18 protein-coding genes are annotated in these 15630 nt (G+C 37.4%); 11 read left to right on the forward strand and 7 right to left on the reverse strand.

Annotated features, from left to right (window positions below; all coding sequences use genetic code 11):
• Positions 1-63 precede the first annotated feature (63 nt).
• The 10 genes from CLV62_RS02485 (at position 64) to CLV62_RS02530 (ending at position 10466) form a co-directional block, all read left to right on the forward strand.
• Entirely contained in the window at positions 64-648 is a 585-nt protein-coding gene (locus CLV62_RS02485) for a hypothetical protein (protein WP_146212681.1), read from the forward strand.
• Positions 632-2923, forward strand: coding sequence for an SGNH/GDSL hydrolase family protein (locus tag CLV62_RS02490; RefSeq protein WP_110309193.1), 2292 nt, complete (start codon positions 632-634; stop codon positions 2921-2923). Before CLV62_RS02485 ends, CLV62_RS02490 begins: the two co-directional genes overlap by 17 nt.
• A gap of 24 nt (positions 2924-2947) precedes the next feature.
• Entirely contained in the window at positions 2948-3427 is a 480-nt protein-coding gene (locus CLV62_RS02495) for a phage holin family protein (RefSeq protein ID WP_110309194.1), read from the forward strand.
• Positions 3411-3962, forward strand: coding sequence for a glycoside hydrolase family 19 protein (locus CLV62_RS02500; protein WP_110309195.1), 552 nt, complete (start codon positions 3411-3413; stop codon positions 3960-3962). The genes CLV62_RS02495 and CLV62_RS02500 overlap by 17 nt, the downstream gene beginning before the upstream one ends.
• Positions 3929-4513, forward strand: a complete 585-nt coding sequence (locus CLV62_RS02505) for a hypothetical protein (protein WP_221409208.1) — start codon at positions 3929-3931, stop codon at positions 4511-4513. The genes CLV62_RS02500 and CLV62_RS02505 overlap by 34 nt, the downstream gene beginning before the upstream one ends.
• 263 nt (positions 4514-4776) lie before the next feature.
• Complete coding sequence (locus CLV62_RS02510; protein WP_110309197.1) at positions 4777-5115, forward strand: T9SS type A sorting domain-containing protein; 339 nt, start codon at positions 4777-4779, stop codon at positions 5113-5115.
• 349 nt (positions 5116-5464) lie between these two features.
• Positions 5465-7114, forward strand: coding sequence for an alkaline phosphatase PafA (pafA, locus tag CLV62_RS02515; RefSeq protein WP_110309198.1), 1650 nt, complete (start codon positions 5465-5467; stop codon positions 7112-7114).
• Positions 7115-7136: 22 nt separating this feature from the next.
• The gene (locus tag CLV62_RS02520) at positions 7137-7634 is read left to right on the forward strand and encodes an SMI1/KNR4 family protein (protein WP_110309199.1); all 498 of its coding nucleotides are present in this window, start codon (positions 7137-7139) and stop codon (positions 7632-7634) included.
• 66 nt (positions 7635-7700) lie between these two features.
• A complete protein-coding gene (locus CLV62_RS02525; RefSeq protein ID WP_110309200.1) occupies positions 7701-8342 on the forward strand; it encodes a YiiX/YebB-like N1pC/P60 family cysteine hydrolase in 642 nt (213 codons plus the stop codon).
• 78 nt (positions 8343-8420) lie between these two features.
• Positions 8421-10466 carry a WG repeat-containing protein gene (locus CLV62_RS02530; protein WP_110309201.1) on the forward strand — a complete coding sequence of 682 codons (2046 nt, stop codon included), beginning with the start codon at positions 8421-8423 and terminating at the stop codon, positions 10464-10466.
• A gap of 87 nt (positions 10467-10553) precedes the next feature.
• On the opposite strand, the gene CLV62_RS02535 is transcribed toward CLV62_RS02530, so the two are convergent.
• From CLV62_RS02535 to CLV62_RS02555, 5 genes are all read right to left on the reverse strand, one after another.
• Entirely contained in the window at positions 10554-10949 is a 396-nt protein-coding gene (locus CLV62_RS02535) for a hypothetical protein (protein WP_110309202.1), read from the reverse strand.
• 233 nt (positions 10950-11182) lie between these two features.
• Positions 11183-11752 (reverse strand): RNA polymerase sigma factor, encoded by a 570-nt coding sequence (locus tag CLV62_RS02540; protein WP_110309203.1) that lies wholly within the window; start codon positions 11750-11752, stop codon positions 11183-11185.
• Positions 11739-12230 carry a hypothetical protein gene (locus CLV62_RS02545; protein WP_110309204.1) on the reverse strand — a complete coding sequence of 164 codons (492 nt, stop codon included), beginning with the start codon at positions 12228-12230 and terminating at the stop codon, positions 11739-11741. The genes CLV62_RS02540 and CLV62_RS02545 overlap by 14 nt, the downstream gene beginning before the upstream one ends.
• A 260-nt stretch (positions 12231-12490) precedes the next feature.
• Positions 12491-13147, reverse strand: coding sequence for a suppressor of fused domain protein (locus tag CLV62_RS02550; RefSeq protein ID WP_110309205.1), 657 nt, complete (start codon positions 13145-13147; stop codon positions 12491-12493).
• A gap of 148 nt (positions 13148-13295) precedes the next feature.
• Positions 13296-13823, reverse strand: coding sequence for a DJ-1/PfpI family protein (locus CLV62_RS02555; RefSeq protein ID WP_110309206.1), 528 nt, complete (start codon positions 13821-13823; stop codon positions 13296-13298).
• 153 nt (positions 13824-13976) lie between these two features.
• Here CLV62_RS02555 and CLV62_RS02560 point away from each other — a divergent pair, with 153 nt between their 5' ends.
• Positions 13977-14345, forward strand: coding sequence for a winged helix-turn-helix transcriptional regulator (locus tag CLV62_RS02560; RefSeq protein WP_110309265.1), 369 nt, complete (start codon positions 13977-13979; stop codon positions 14343-14345).
• Between the two features lie 59 nt (positions 14346-14404).
• Here CLV62_RS02560 and CLV62_RS02565 read toward each other — a convergent pair whose 3' ends face one another.
• Both CLV62_RS02565 and CLV62_RS02570 read right to left on the reverse strand, forming a co-directional pair.
• Positions 14405-14617: a hypothetical protein gene (locus CLV62_RS02565; RefSeq protein ID WP_110309207.1), complete on the reverse strand. Its 213-nt coding sequence runs from the start codon at positions 14615-14617 to the stop codon at positions 14405-14407.
• A 76-nt stretch (positions 14618-14693) separates the two neighbouring features.
• A complete protein-coding gene (locus CLV62_RS02570; protein ID WP_110309208.1) occupies positions 14694-15431 on the reverse strand; it encodes a YARHG domain-containing protein in 738 nt (245 codons plus the stop codon).
• Positions 15432-15630: the final 199 nt, after the last annotated feature.

Genomic DNA, 15630 nt, shown 5'->3' on the forward strand with positions numbered 1-15630 from the left:
TTTTATAAATATATTTACATGTGTAATTTCGGATATAAAAGAATTTATCTATATAATAAAAAGATGGCCTATAAACTGACAAGAGGGATTGATAACCTCACAGAATACAACTTGGGAGGTATCTCACATATCTGGCTACTAAATATTGACGATTTTATAGCATATCAATTTAGGGATGACAGCCTATATAACTCCGGCTATGTAGATGCAGTATATAAAAGTGCCCCTTTCTTCGATCTGGGATGTGTAGACGAAACCAACTTAAAAGAAACATTCGGAAATGGAGTATACAAACAAGAACTAAGCACATTCGTACATACCCTGAACGAAGATACACTCAACTGGGTTCAGCATGCGATGCATGGAAAATATCTCATTATTTTTCGAACAATAAGTGACCGCTATTTCACATTCGGATCGGATGGCGGAGCAAAACTCTCCTATTCCGGGCAAACAGGGCAGACAGGCGAAATAAATGGAGTAACAATCAAATTAGAGAAAAATTCTATTTATCCAATATTTGAAGTACACTCCAATGCCGTAAGCACCTCACTGCTAGTTAGTCAATTCCTTTCATGCATAACTACCGAAGAAAGCGATATTACAAATATAAATTACATAATAGAATTAAATGAGCAAAAGTCTTAAACTTATAAAAGTCAGCGATCTGCCTAAGGCAGAATCCGTAGACAATTTACTAACACTGGGTGTTGATAGCAATAATAACAGTGTCAAAGTCCCTATCGAATTACTCAAAGGAAACAAAGGTGATAAAGGTGATACCCCCACTATCGGAATTAATGGCAACTGGTTTGTTGGTAATACCGACACAGGTAAACCCGCACGAGGCGAAGACGGTAATAATCTCGGTAGTAAATCAATTTACAATTTATCACAGGCTACGGGAAACTATGCCTATGCAGACAAAACAACTGCTCGCAATGCCGTTACAACAACTTTAAGAGCGTTGGGGCAGGTGGTCGTTTATAAACTTGCTACAGGATGGATAACCGAACAGTTTATCGGAACGGCTGTAAGCGGATGGGCGACAGAAGCAAACTGGAAAGCTATCGGAGAACTCGAAGTAGAAGGCATAGGCTACCGTCAAACAACAGAAGTAAGTGAGATGATTAATCTAGTTGTCGACCCGGATTGGCAAATAGGATATCTCGACAGGGATGTTCTTTATGCATCTGAAGCCTATAGACACAATGCTAAATTTATACCGGTATTACCAAGTACAGATTATCTTACCAATTCAAGATCAAATATTGCAATACTATTTTATAATGCAAGCAAGGTATTTATATCACAGACAAATATAGCTTTACCGGGAGCATTTAAAACCCCTGCAACCGCCGCTTTTGTAAGACATAACGTAGAAAAAGCTTTTCTTAGCGATGACTTTTCGAACATTTTTATTTATAAAAAGCCTGCTGAAACTATTATTAAAGAAGATCACTTAAGTGTAAATATTGGCGTAGGTGACCTTCAGGGGGCTGTGGCTACCGGGCTGACTACCGGACAGGTCGATTTAATCCCGGATACTACAACAGGCTCAACAAACTATCTCACAGCAGATGGAAAAGACTACTTTGGCAACAATGACTATTTTAGCAGTGCCGAATTTCTGCCTATTAAGGGCGGACGTAATTATACTACGAATATACCTCAGTCGTCAATTCCGTTGATTTGGTTTTTTGACGCCGGTAAAAGACCGATCCGGGCAATAGGCTCGTCACACTCGGGCGTTGCGTATGGTGACTTTACAACGCCGATTAATGCAGCTTATTTTCGATTCAATGCCCGAACAAATCTTGTATCTGTTTTTTCGGTATTCGAGAAAACCGTTACCGAAAAAAAATATTACCTGCCTAATCTGGTTATAGACAAGAATAGCGTAATTGACAACGATATTGAATTAGTCGAAACCGAAGCCATTCCTTTTAAAGCTGGAACTTCTGTAATCAGTAGTCAGTATTGGGGTTATCAAAATCAAAGTGCTATCCAAGGTCAACTTATTAAATCTTTAAAATTAAAGGCTTCAACAGCAGGTAATGTTACCGTTGTGTTTTCGGGCGATGTTAATGCAACAGCTATCGTATGGTCTCAGGTGTTCCCTGTAGTGGCAGGCGAAAATGAATTGACTATAGACAGGACACTGGGAAGTGCTCAGTATATCTTATTGAAAGGATCATTCTATTATAGCACAGCAGGGGCTAATCCGATTGGTGGAGGTTTGATAGGTCCTACAGGAAAGTCCGACACATCGGACTTATGCGTAGGCGTAACTATACTTAAGTCGATGGCTGGTGGTGACAGGCAGGTTAATTATATCGCTTTGGGAGATAGTATAACTAACGGTCAAGGGGCTGCTATCCCTTACCCGAGGTTATTATCTCTTTCACTTCGCGGTACATTTACCAATCTGGGTCAAAACGGCTTGTCAGCCTCGGGAACAGGGGGTAATTCGCTCGACAGCAAAGTGGCGTTAGTGCCTGCCGGGTTCAAGGGTTTAATAACACTGATGATCGGTACAAATGATGCGGGTAATAATATTACGTTGGGTGATGCTGCGTTGACACTGGCTAAACCCTTTGCAGATTTAAGCAAGTCGAATTTTGCCGATGCCTTCAGATGGAATCTGGAAACATTAATAACCAAGTGTCCCGATGCGGTGATAGTTGTAATCTTGTCAATCAAATTTGCTGATGCAACGAATGATGCTAAGCTCGAGAAGTACAGGGAAGTGCAAAGAATTATATCGAATCATTTTGCTATTCCGTGTCTTGAGATATACAAGACGTGTAAGATCACATTTATTACTTTCCCGAAATTGATGGCTGATAATACTCACCCTAATGACGCCGGGCATGTTGAAATAAACAGGGTGTTAAAGCCTCAGATTAATCTGCTTCTTTAAGTTAACTCATCAAATAATGAAAATATGAAACTACTGTTTATAAATGCATTCCTGAATAAGGATTACGAAGCACTCTATCAGAAGATAGAATTAGAGCTTATTATGTGGGTTATAGTGCTTATAGCCATTATTATCGACTTGATATCGGGATTGCGCAAAGCCTCACAGATGGGAGAACTGCATACATCATACGGCTTTCGGCGTACGGTGAGTAAAATGGTGCAATACTATGGCTTGCTATGCTTTGCCTTTATGTTCGATATCCTATCCTCTATGATTTTACCTCTTCCCTATTTTACGATGTTAGCCAGCTTCTTTCTGGTATTTATAGAAGCAAAATCGGTATTGGAAAAAGCTCAGGATAAGGATAGGCGAAAAATAAACGAGAATCTGAAAGACCTTATCACGCTCATCGAGAATAAAGACAATCTGCTCAAAGGAGTATCCGAAATACTTAAGAATTCAGAAAACCTTCAAACCGAACAGCATGGCACTGACAAATAATCAACTCAAACAAATGTACCCCTTTTCGTCCGAAAAAAACAGGCTGAAATATTTATCATACCTCAATGAATTCATGCAACTCTACGAGATCAACACACAACAGAGGATAGCTGCATTTTTAGCACAGATAGGGCACGAATCGGGGCAGCTTTTCTATAATGAAGAAATAGCTTCGGGTGCAGCTTATGAAGGCAGGCTCGATCTGGGAAATACAGAAAAAGGTGACGGTATTAGGTTTAAAGGAAGAGGTTTAATCCAAATCACAGGAAGATCCAACTACCAAAAGCTGACAAACGAAATGCGAGGACTGCCCTTGGGTGTCGACTTCGTAGCAGAACCCGACCTTCTCAAAGAACCCGAGTATGCAGTAAAATCGGCTTGCTGGTGGTGGCATAACCGCAAACTCAACGAATTGGCAGACGATGATTGCGAAGCCAGTTTCAAGCGAATCACACGTATTATTAACGGAGGATACAACGGATACACAGACAGATATAAAATATGGCAACGGGCAAAACAAATTCTATCCGCATGAAAAAGCAAACACTATACATAATATACACTCTTATCGGGTTCATCTCCGGATTTATAATAGGGAGGCAGGCTTCACAATCAGAAGAATCCATTAAGTACATAAAAGGGGAAACGATAGAAAAGGTCGTCGAAATACCAACACCCTATAAAGTAGAAATTCCTTCAAAGCCGATCTATTTATATAAACAGCAGGATACGGTATTTAACACAATTACAGCAAAAGTAGATACCAACGCGATATTAAACGATTGGATATTAAAACGAAGCTACAAAAAAGAGCTTTTTGATAATCAATACGGAACCTTGGCGATAGATGCCTCCATACAGTATAATCAATTGCAATCACTCAAATACAATTTCACTCCTGTACAAAAAGAAATATCCATCAGGAAAGAACGAGTGTGGATGCCTTATGGCAGTATGTCGTACAGCACTTTAAATTATATAGGTATTGGTGGAGGAATATTTTATCACGATGTAGGTTTAGGAGCAAAGTATGTAACTGATCTTGATAAAAAAGGCTTTGAATTTGAATTAAAATACAAGTTTTAAGGTCGCAGACCTTTTTATTGCTTTGGCTGGGCATAACAACCAGAGATAGTTATGCTGATGAATCATCGCATTAAATAGTTAGAATTACTTAAAATATCAAATCTTTATAAAAGAATGCGGATAAATTTGTCTTTACAACAACTTTATCCGCATTATAATTTACTGAAAATCAATCTACAGTTTCAAAAAAAGAGGCTGTTTATTTGGAGATTCGAATTATTTATTTACATTTGTTAAGATTTAGGATTTATCACACTTGAGCTATGAAACAACTCATTATAATTTTGTTATTTTTCTGCAGCATAACAGGCACTTCTGTTTGTGGAAATTATCATGGGTCTCCTCATTTCGATTTTATAAGCTCTAATCCTAAAAATGAAAATAAGCCAAATTATAGTATATCTGCTTCCAATGAAGCAATACTCATCTCTTCTGTCGCTCAGGGTTCGCAAATATGGGTATTCAATGCTTCGGGACAAAACATCTATAACAAAGTAGCAAAAGAGAGCTTTGTCGCAGTACCGATACGCTCGAAAGGGATTTTCATTATCAGAATAAAATCTTCTAAAGAAATCTATACGACTAAGGTTATCGTAAAATAGGAGAAGTCCTGCTTTTTAACTTTTCAGTAACCTCATCTTCATTTTCAAATGAAAGTCTTAACTTTTCAAAATGTTATTTTTCAAGATAGCCGCCCCTCCTTTCGTCTCTTTTTTCATAACTTTACATGAGATTAAACGACGCACAGTTTCTTGTTTTTACTTTTAAAATAAAAGCTCTTAAAGCCCGAAGCCTTGCATCTAAGTAAATGAAAGTATTTAATGATATACTTTTATTTGTAGGGGCAGACCTATGTGTCTGTCCTATTTGGGTGAACACATAGGTTCACCCCTACACCAAAGCAATAAAAAGGTCTAAGACCTTATCATTATACGAAAAAAGAATAAAACAATGAATGTGAAAAAATTTCTTACATTTCCTCTCTTGTTGGCAACCTTCTCTATTTTTGCCCAATCGGGAAATCAGACTCAAGTAAACCGTCCCAAATTAGTAGTTGGCATTGTAGTAGATCAAATGCGTTGGGATTACCTCTACCGATACTATGACAGATACAGCAACAATGGTTTTAAGCGTATGTTGAACGAAGGTTTCACGTGCGAAAATACCATGCTGAATTATGTACCATCCTATACGGCAATCGGGCACAGTACTATTTACACAGGCTCGGTTCCTGCTATACACGGCATAGCGGGCAACGATTTTATAGTACAGGCTACGGGTCAATCGCTCTATTGTACACAAGACGATAATGTAAACAGTGTAGGCACTAAAGACAAGAATGCAACTGCCGGAAAGATGTCACCCTTTAATCTGAAAGCCAGCACCATAACAGACGAATTGAAGCTTGCAACCAATTTCCGTTCAAAAGTAGTAGGCGTTTCTATAAAAGACAGAGGAAGCATACTTCCTGCGGGACATGCTGCAAATGCCGCTTATTGGTTCGATGGAGAATCGGGTAACTGGATTACAAGTACATGGTACATGGAGGATCTACCCAAATGGCTGAAAGAATTCAACAGCAAAGAAGTAGCCAGAAAATATCTCGATCAAAATTGGAATACACTCTACCCTATCGATACTTATGTACAAAGTACGAGCGATGACAATATTTATGAAGAAACATTCAAAGGTATTGATAAAGTAAAGTTCCCTATTAAAACATCCGATCTGGTAAAAAAGAATGGCTTAGGACTTATCCGAACCACTCCTTATGGTAATACATTGACTTTGGATGTTGCCAAATTAGTGATCGAAAACGAACAAATGGGCAACAATCAAGTTACCGACTTTCTGGCTGTCAGCCTATCGTCACCCGATTATATCGGACATCAGTTTGGCCCCAACTCGGTAAAGGTAGAAGATAACTACCTGCGTCTGGATAAAGACTTAGGTGACTTCTTTGCATACTTGGATCAGAAGGTAGGGAAAGGTAATTACACCGTATTTCTTACTGCCGACCACGGCGGTGCACACAACGGACAATTTCTTAAGGATAATAAAATTCCCGCAGGAAATTGGGATGTAAAGACAATCAACGATGGATTGAATAAATTTTTGGCAGGAAAATTCGGTGTAGATAATCTGGTCTATAATTTGTATAATTATCAGGTAAACTATAATTACAAGCAAATCAATTCATCTATCGATATGGACGATTTGCGAGAAGCATCTATCGAATATCTACAAAAGGTTGAGGGTGTGGCTTATGTTGTAGAAACTGCAAAAGTATCGGAAGCTACCATACCTGCTGTCATCAAAGAAAAAATAGTAAACGGATACAACAGAGATCTTTGCGGCGAAATACAAATTATCCTAAAACCGGGATGGTACAGCGATAACGATTTAAAAGGTGCTACACATGGCACATGGAATCCTTATGATGCGCATATTCCATTGGTTTGGATGGGATGGGGAATTAAACAAGGCTCGACCAACACCGAAGTTTACATGACAGATATAGCGCCAACCGTTGCAGCATTGCTGCACATACAAATGCCAAGCGGATGTATAGGTAAACCTATCACCGACTTGTGGAAGTAAAACCGAAGAAAATAAATAGTAAATGAAGTATATAGAAAATCTTGAAACTGGCGGATTTAATTTCATCCATAGAGAAAATCCGAGAGATTTACCTGCTGAAATACTCAAACGGTATAAGAATATTCCGGAGGACTATTTGATATTCCTGAAACAGTTTGAGCAAATAATCACTGACGACGATACAACATGGTTCAACTCAATCGAAGATTTTAACGGTGAATCTGAAAATGCATTTACATGGAATGATTTTGAATTACAAAGTCTAGAAATTTATAACGATGATGAGAACGAATCGGAGAATGTGCGGAAGTTTTGGGACAACCATCTCCCGATTGTTTTATCGGTGAAAGGCGAATACCAATATTTGGCTATTTGCTTGGAGAACGATCGACATGGCGAAATCGTTTATGGACTTGAACCCGAATTTGAGGAAGTTACAAAAGTTTGTGATAACTTTGAACAATTAATGGTATTGATGAGGAATCCGTTGAGTAACGAAACTCTCAAGTATTTCTTATAACATCAGACCATTAGATTAGGAAGACAATCCTCTAAATAACAAATAAGTATAAAATAATAAGACCAGATGTTTAATATTATATTATCGGTATTTATCTTTCTTTCTCCTTTCTTCCCGAATGATAATGTGGGAAATAGTCTCCAAGACGGAGATCTTATATTTCAGGAATCTTGTAACGGAGAAATGGGAGATGCTATAAAAGAGGTAACATCGGGCATAGCAGGCTATAATTTTACACATGTCGGCATTGTCTGGATTGATGCAGCAACCGATTCGGTTTATGTTATTGAAGCCACGCATCCTAAAGTTCGTATAACGCCTTTGCAGAAATATATATATCCCGAAGAGGCCAAATGTGCTCCAAAATCGATTGTCGGACGTTTGAAACCTCAGTTCAGAACTTTAATACCACAAGCTATTGAAGAGGCTAAAAAACTGGTGGGCAAGGATTATGACGATGCTTTCGACCTTAGTAACGATCAATATTACTGCTCGGAACTTATTTACGATATTTTTCTCAAGGCGAACAACAACGTTCCCGTATTTCCATTGAATGTTATGACTTTCAAATCGAAAGAGACGGGAGAATATTCGCCCAATTGGGTCACACATTTCAAAAAGCTGGGCATACCCATACCCGAAGGCGAAAAGGGAATAAATCCCGGAGCGATGTCTCAACAAACGGATATAATCGACATAATAAACTAACAAGCAAAAGAGTAGAAATTCGATTTCTACTCTTTTATTTTTATTACTTTTGCAAGCGTTAAAGAAACACATCACACTATGCTAAAAAGAATTTCAGTTACAATTTTCACACTACTGGTCTTATATTCCGGAGCTAAAGCACAGAACTTTAAAGACGACATAAAAAAATACATCAACAATATTGAAAGTATTGAGGACGCCCACGATAAACTGAACGAACAAATAGAAGCCATTAAGTTTATAGAAAGCATGCATAGCCTGCAAAGTATAAAACTCATGTCGGAAGAGGAAGAAGAGGAAGATAGTAACGAGGATGAAGATTACAAGGCGGCCATTTCCATCCCTTCCCATCTAAACAGCGATAGTATAAAAGCCGAACTGTCGGGTTATTTTCAGAAAATATCTTTCACTCAAAACCTGACACCTCCTTCGTCTGAGTTTAGAAGTGGTTACGATGCTTCCGATCTTGCACTTATTTTTGGTATCCCCTTATCCAACCCAAATGCTCTGATTAATCTTACAGCTCATAAAATATATTATGCGGATGGAACAATTGAAAGTCCAGAGAAAGAATTATTACTAAAACAATATCAGGAATTTGACCATGCCCGATTTATAGACAGCATACAAGTTAAAATGGTGCTACATTATCCTACGGCTATACAAAAGATATCCTTATCGGTAGAACATACTTCTGTTGAAGACAGCACTATACAAGCAACCTCTATCGAAGGACGGGAAGCCAGTCTTACATTATCCGAAAATGTTTATAATAATCTGGTAACAATACAAGGTATCGACAATAATGGTAAGGTACTAGACCATACTTCCAAAAGCACATCTTCTAATTATTCTCCATCCACAAGTATCTATTTTCAAGAGATTGCTAAAGAAAGTCAGTTAATAATTGATAATATAGATAACAATAAATACTCATCATTTGAAGATCTAAAAGAAGACATGCTTGAGAGACTATCGTCTATTGAAGCTCCCGAAGAGAGTCAACGCTATACAGCATGGGTACAATTCAAGAAAAAAATCAAAGGTGTTGATATATATTATACAACACAACAAGACAGTATAAATATATCTGAAACGATTGTCAACAGGGATTTGCCTACTACTTCCGAAAAAGGTTTTCATCTTGCCAGTGACCCTGAAACCTACAAGTATGGTATTGTAGATAATACGTGTAATTGGATTATCGAACCTCAGTTCCTTTGGTTGAAACATTTCAGAAATCTGTTTTATCAAGGAGAGAAAGATGAAAATGACCCGGAATATAAAACTTACAAACTGGATATTGAAAACCAAACACTTGCACCTTATAAATACCAAATAGCAGATACCATATCGGGGCAGTATTATCTGGTTTATGAAGGTGAATCTCCGGATAAAACAGGGCTCATGGATAGGGACGAAAAGATAATAATACCCCTCGAAAAATATTCTATTTACTCTCCTCTGAAAAATCTTTTCATTGTGAAAGCGAGTAAGGGCGAAACTATTAAAACCGGTTTATACAACGAATTGGGGCAAATATTACTACCTGAGATATACTATCCGATAAATGTTGGAGAAGATGGCTATATATACGCCTCCATCTACGATAATGAGAGGCTATTAACAACCATATTTGATACTGATATCAAACAAATAACAAAGGATAAATGGAGTGCACAAAATCAATTTACCCCTCACTCCGACCTCGTATTAATTGAGGATGAAAACGGGAGTAAGTTCTATATCAATAAGCAAGCAGAAATAGTAATTCCACAATCGGATGAGTATGAATTTGACAATGAGTTCTGGTTTGGTATGACAATTGTTGAGCAAAAAGACCCCGAAACGGAAGAATATAAATATGGCTATATTCATGCAGATGGTAAACTAACAATCCCCATTCAGTACGATAAAGCCCTACCCTTTCAGGGCGAATACGCTTATGTAGAGAAAGACGGCAAAGCCATGCTTATCGATAAAAGCAACAATGTCTATAAAGTATTACCACTTATTATCGGCAATTGGGGATATGTATTAGATATTGATCCCGCCTATACCCAATATCGTCTGGAAGACGACAGTGTACTCGACGGATATGGAAACTTTGTAAGGAATATATAAGATATTAGACTTCATTAATTACTACAAATAAAAAGCCGATAAGAGTGGTTTCTTATCGGCTTTTTATTTGTTATTGTTATGTATTTATTACCACTCCCAATAATCAAATAAAGTCCAAGTATTTCCTCCGTCATAATCCACACCAAGTGAACCACCGTTGATAACTTCAAATGTGTAGGAATAATATCCGGTACCTCTGTCAGCATTTATAAAAATAGTGTAAATGCCCGGCTCAATTGATATGTCAGTAATCTGAGGTTGATATAAAGAGATAGAAACATTACTAAAGTCGAAAACAAATTCTCCTCCGGATTCGTTTTCTCCTTTTACCATATAGTAATCAAAAGAATTTACACGATTGTGAGAGTCCGCATTGTTTAACTGAAAACTAAATTCAACTTTGCCCGAATTAAACTTTGACTGACCATTGAGGTTCAAAAAACACGATGCTGTAAACAGCATAAGAAATAAAATCTTTTTCATAATAGTTCGGTTTAAGATTCAAATAAAATATCTGGTTATAAATATATCTCAAAAGAATTAAATGCAGTATAATATTTTTCTAACATTTTTCACCTCTTCCGATAGATATGGCAAAGAAATAAACCGCCCTACTTTTGATAAGTAAGGCGGTTCTAATAAACAATATAATTATATACTATATAAACAGTGGAAACGATTTATTACTGATATACTTTTCGAGAAAATTGCGATCTTTATTTATCTAAAAGATCATCGTATAGAGATTTGAGCCGTAAGCGTAAGTGAAGCACTGCATACCGTTTTCGCGAAATCAATGTATTGACAGCAATTCCTGTCGTTTCCGATATTTCCTTAAAAGGTAATCCTTGCAGTTCAGTCCATTCAAATACTTCTTTCTGTTCTAAAGGTAATTCTTCGAGAGCAGCCTCCATCTCAGTCCAAACTAACGAACGTAAGTAAACATCCTCGGGACTTGATGACTCTTCATCAAACAGAAAACTCGAAATCTCGTTCATAAATACCTCATCACTATCACTAGCCGCCATGTAAGGCATCTCTTCCTCCTTGCGTTTTCTCTTCCAGTCAATAATCTGGTTACGGGCAACAGCATACAACCATGCTGTCATTTCCTCTATCGGGTTAATTAGTGAATCTGTTTTGAGGAGCTGATAAAATACATTCTGTAAAATATCTTCGCCATCCTCTTTAGAAGTTACACGTTTATTGATGTACCCTTTTAACTGAGCCTGATACTTTTTAAAAACATCTGATATTTTATTCTTTGATGGCTCATTGTTGGTCATCCCGATCTACTTTTTTATCGAAATTATCAAAATCATCCAGCATTTCTTCCCACAGGATATGCTGATTGTGTAATCTGTCATGAAAAAACTCACGACGTTCGTCTTTTGTCATCGATTTCATTTTGTCTCTCATCCTGTGAAAAGGATCTCCGCCACGTCTGTCGAAACGTTCGTTGCCGTCTAACATAAAATCAGAATCCCCTCGTCCAAAACGACCATCGCCTCCTCGTTTGCCACATCCGTGATGATGGCGATGACGTCCGAAATGGTGCATTCCTCCACCTCCACGACCAAAACCACCAAACAGAAGACGTCCCAATACAAGTAAGCCCAAAGCTTGCCAATAGGTTATCGTTACAAGACCAAATATGGCGGGAAGTAAAGCATTCCACAACAACATGGTAGCCCAGACAAGCAAAGCAAATATAGCGATGAATAAGGGAATTCCCCACAGTTTTTTAAATTTCTTATTTTTCATTGTTTTCTATTTTTCTATTAGTTATTCCGAATAATTTTAATGATAGACATGTCTCTACAATTGAAGACGAACAAGTCAAAAATATATTTTAAAGTTTTTCAAAAAAAATGATAGCCTTTTAAATTTTCGCTTTCTAAGAAACTGTAAATATCAAAAAATAAGAAAGACGACAATGATTATAACATCAATTGCCGCCTTCTCTATATTATAATTGTTTCTTCTTAGTTACATGAATGTGTATCTTTAAAAGATACAAACCGTTACTTACGATTAAGATCAGTAATCAATAGAGGATTATCTTTTCTAAGCTCATCCAATAAAGCTTTCACCTCGGTTTTCGCAGGATTGGCTTTCAAACGCTCAAGCTCGGCAGAGGTTATACCTACCATCTGCAAAAATGAAACATTACCGTTAGGTGTACTTATTGTGCCCAATTCAGGGTCTAAAGCAAATGCCACACCTACTATATCTATTTCCGCCTTAGTATTGGTTCGAATAGGACCATTAGCAGGTACAAAGTGATTCTCGTCGAACCAATTTCCACTTTCGAATACATATCGGGCCAGGTTATTCATGACCTCAATAATCCATACGGGATCTTCTTCGTCTTCCTCAAAAGGTTTCAAACGGAAAGTAAACTCAAAGCCCCATCTGCTGAATTCGCCTTCTGCTGCATCTTCGTTATAGTATAACTCCGACATTCCATAGCTCACAAAATGGCGGTGAAATTCTTGGTTCTCCGAGTCGTAGATACTTGTTCCATCCAAAGGATCATATCCACCGAGTACATAACGCAGCACAGATGCATAATGCCGGGGATTCTGAGTACCATAAACCTCCTCCACCTTTTTATCTATTGCCAGCCAGCCTACTGCCTCCTCTTCGTCAAACGTCTCTCTATATTCTTTCTTAGTCATAACCAATCAAATTATTCAGCTACAAAAATATAATTAATTATTAGAACAGAATATAGCATGAATAGAAAACATCTATAATCAAATCAAACAAAAAAGGCTCTGATTCAGAGATCCTGAACCAAAGCCTTTCTTAATGAGGCTTATAATATTACTTCAATGCAGCCAAAAGCTGAGGCATAAGCTCCCAGATAGAACCTTCGCATTGAGCAGTATATAGATTTTGATCTACCGTTGCTTTATCATCTGTGGCAACACCGCTCTGAATAGCCGGTTTTCCATAAGGATGTACAGCTACTTTTTTACCAGCTGTGATTCCCGCTTTTTCGAAGATTACGGCAGCAGCACAATGTCCCGCGATAAGCTTTCCCTGATCGTTGAATTTCTTCAAAACCTCAAACATATCTTTATAATATGGTTTGTCGGCATTGTCACCAAACGTCATCATTGCATCTCCACAAGAGAAAACAAGTGCATTATATTCCGACTCGTGCCCTTTGAGATTGGCGATTACATCATCCAGAGTAATACTTATACCCGAATTGGTTTTGATTTCTTTGGTACTGTCAATAGCAAATGTTTTGTATTGAATTTCGTTTTCGAAGAATGCTTCCAAATATTGAAATAAACCCATTCCGTTTACCGGACTAAATGCTATTACAGCTACTTTTTTTCCCATAACATTATATTTTTAAAATTTGACGATAGTTACTTTTAAGAACTTTATTACTTTTGTGCATGTAAATATAGACATGAAGATCTGTATAAACAAGAAGGCACATGATAATAAGATACTTACATGGAGATAACTATTGCAGATAAAGAGGTACTTATGAGTGAAGAAAAAATAGTAAATGATATAATAGAAGGAATTTGCCCTATTCGCAATATAATTGCGAGCATTAGCGACAAGTGGTCTCTATTGGTCATATATACCCTCAGCCAGAATCCGAAGATGAGGTTTGGAGAGATTCACAAATCGATCCCTGATATTTCGCAACGGATGCTGACGGTCACGCTCCGTTCACTGGAAGCTGGCGGATTGGTGAGCCGACAAGTTTTCCCCGAAGTACCTCCCCGTGTAGAATATCAATTGACCGATCTGGGATATAGTTTATTAGACCCGCTGAGAGGATTGGTAAACTGGGCACTCAATAATATGGAAGTTATACAAGAATCGCGGAAAAATTATCAGCAATAAATGTTTCAGACCTTGCTTCTGCTTTACAAGTTCAAATGCACTTTAATTACATGTATTTTTCATCCATTGTTAATTAACATTGCCAGAATACCGACTACCGAAAGTATAAGGAATGCGAAAAAAATACGAATAGCACGTTTCAAGCCTTCATTCTTTGTCTTTATGTAGCCAAATATAGCTATAGCAATAAGAGGTATAGTAACGTACCAATAGTAGACCAATACTAAAAAGAGAGGTACAAAAAACGATAAGAAACCATTTAAAATATCCATTATAAATACTATTAAGTTCGCTGAACTATTTATTACTGTTATGCTTACCAAAGCAACAGAAAGGTATAAGACCTTGTCAACCGGCCATTCCGATCTCCTTAAAAACAACTTTACCATTTTCATAAGAGAAAACCCACCAAACGGCATACTCTTCTTCAGACATATAACCGGAGAACATCGTACCAAAGTCTTCCATAAGATCAGAGTGTGCCATATAGTTGTATTCTAAAGCAATACCTCCGCTGGATATAGAAAAAGAATAACGCATCTTCACATAACCATTGTCTACTTCTACTCTGTGAAGAGCATTGTTTTTATACCAATTGACATCATCAAAATCCATACGTACAAGTACCGCTTTTAAATAGTCTATGGATGCTTCTTCTGCGTAAGGTGAACTTGCGAAGATTATCTTTAACTCTGCATTATTTCCGTTTACAGCCAACAGTTTAAGTCCTTTGAAGTAAGAAAGAATAACCTGCCTTTCCTCCTCACGAGCCTTGCGACGATCTTGTAATAGCTTTACATTTTTCTCTTCGGCAGTCGATAATTTCACCTGACTATTGTCAGCTAAAGGCTTGTACCACTCAAAGCCCTGAAAGTAATCTTGATAGCGTTCATTTGAAAACTTATATCCCTTACGAGCATAAATTTCATTGGTTAGTAACCGAAGTTCGTCCACACTCAAAGTATCTATATCCTGAGGTTTCAAAAGGGTTGTACTGCAAGTAGTACAATCGGTTATGCCTTGTGCGGTAAGACTAAGACTCCCGCTCAACAGGATAAAAAACAATACAAATAATCGTATAAACATAAAAATCAGTTTTCGGAATAAGGAAACAAAGAAACAAAATCGAATCAGAATTATTGGGTTTTCAATACAAAATTAAGGTCAAATCTCCATTTAATTATACTTGACAACTACTGTTAAAGATTTGAAAAGTAAAAAAGCTTTAAAAATAGATTAAACATCCATGCACTATCACCCCTATTTCTTATCTTGCAAAAGATAC

The organism is Indolivaga alginatilytica (assembly GCF_003201355.1).
Taxonomy (GTDB): Bacteria; Bacteroidota; Bacteroidia; order Bacteroidales; family Dysgonomonadaceae; genus Dysgonomonas_A; species Dysgonomonas_A alginatilytica.

Bases quoted from the DNA above. Each gene is read 5' to 3' on its own strand.
- CLV62_RS02550 (WP_110309205.1), bottom strand. From the start codon at position 13,147: ATGACTAAGAAAGAATATAGAGAGACGTTTGACGAAGAGGAGGCAGTA.
- pafA (WP_110309198.1), top strand. From the start codon at position 5,465: ATGAATGTGAAAAAATTTCTTACATTTCCTCTCTTGTTGGCAACCTTC.
- CLV62_RS02565 (WP_110309207.1), bottom strand. From the start codon at position 14,617: ATGGATATTTTAAATGGTTTCTTATCGTTTTTTGTACCTCTCTTTTTA.
- CLV62_RS02530 (WP_110309201.1), top strand. From the start codon at position 8,421: ATGCTAAAAAGAATTTCAGTTACAATTTTCACACTACTGGTCTTATAT.
- CLV62_RS02545 (WP_110309204.1), bottom strand. From the start codon at position 12,230: ATGAAAAATAAGAAATTTAAAAAACTGTGGGGAATTCCCTTATTCATC.
- CLV62_RS02535 (WP_110309202.1), bottom strand. From the start codon at position 10,949: ATGAAAAAGATTTTATTTCTTATGCTGTTTACAGCATCGTGTTTTTTG.
- CLV62_RS02570 (WP_110309208.1), bottom strand. From the start codon at position 15,431: ATGTTTATACGATTATTTGTATTGTTTTTTATCCTGTTGAGCGGGAGT.
- CLV62_RS02510 (WP_110309197.1), top strand. From the start codon at position 4,777: ATGAAACAACTCATTATAATTTTGTTATTTTTCTGCAGCATAACAGGC.
- CLV62_RS02495 (WP_110309194.1), top strand. From the start codon at position 2,948: ATGAAACTACTGTTTATAAATGCATTCCTGAATAAGGATTACGAAGCA.
- CLV62_RS02490 (WP_110309193.1), top strand. From the start codon at position 632: ATGAGCAAAAGTCTTAAACTTATAAAAGTCAGCGATCTGCCTAAGGCA.
- CLV62_RS02560 (WP_110309265.1), top strand. From the start codon at position 13,977: ATGAGTGAAGAAAAAATAGTAAATGATATAATAGAAGGAATTTGCCCT.
- CLV62_RS02485 (WP_146212681.1), top strand. From the start codon at position 64: ATGGCCTATAAACTGACAAGAGGGATTGATAACCTCACAGAATACAAC.
- CLV62_RS02540 (WP_110309203.1), bottom strand. From the start codon at position 11,752: ATGACCAACAATGAGCCATCAAAGAATAAAATATCAGATGTTTTTAAA.
- CLV62_RS02505 (WP_221409208.1), top strand. From the start codon at position 3,929: ATGGCAACGGGCAAAACAAATTCTATCCGCATGAAAAAGCAAACACTA.
- CLV62_RS02520 (WP_110309199.1), top strand. From the start codon at position 7,137: ATGAAGTATATAGAAAATCTTGAAACTGGCGGATTTAATTTCATCCAT.
- CLV62_RS02525 (WP_110309200.1), top strand. From the start codon at position 7,701: ATGTTTAATATTATATTATCGGTATTTATCTTTCTTTCTCCTTTCTTC.
- CLV62_RS02500 (WP_110309195.1), top strand. From the start codon at position 3,411: ATGGCACTGACAAATAATCAACTCAAACAAATGTACCCCTTTTCGTCC.
- CLV62_RS02555 (WP_110309206.1), bottom strand. From the start codon at position 13,823: ATGGGAAAAAAAGTAGCTGTAATAGCATTTAGTCCGGTAAACGGAATG.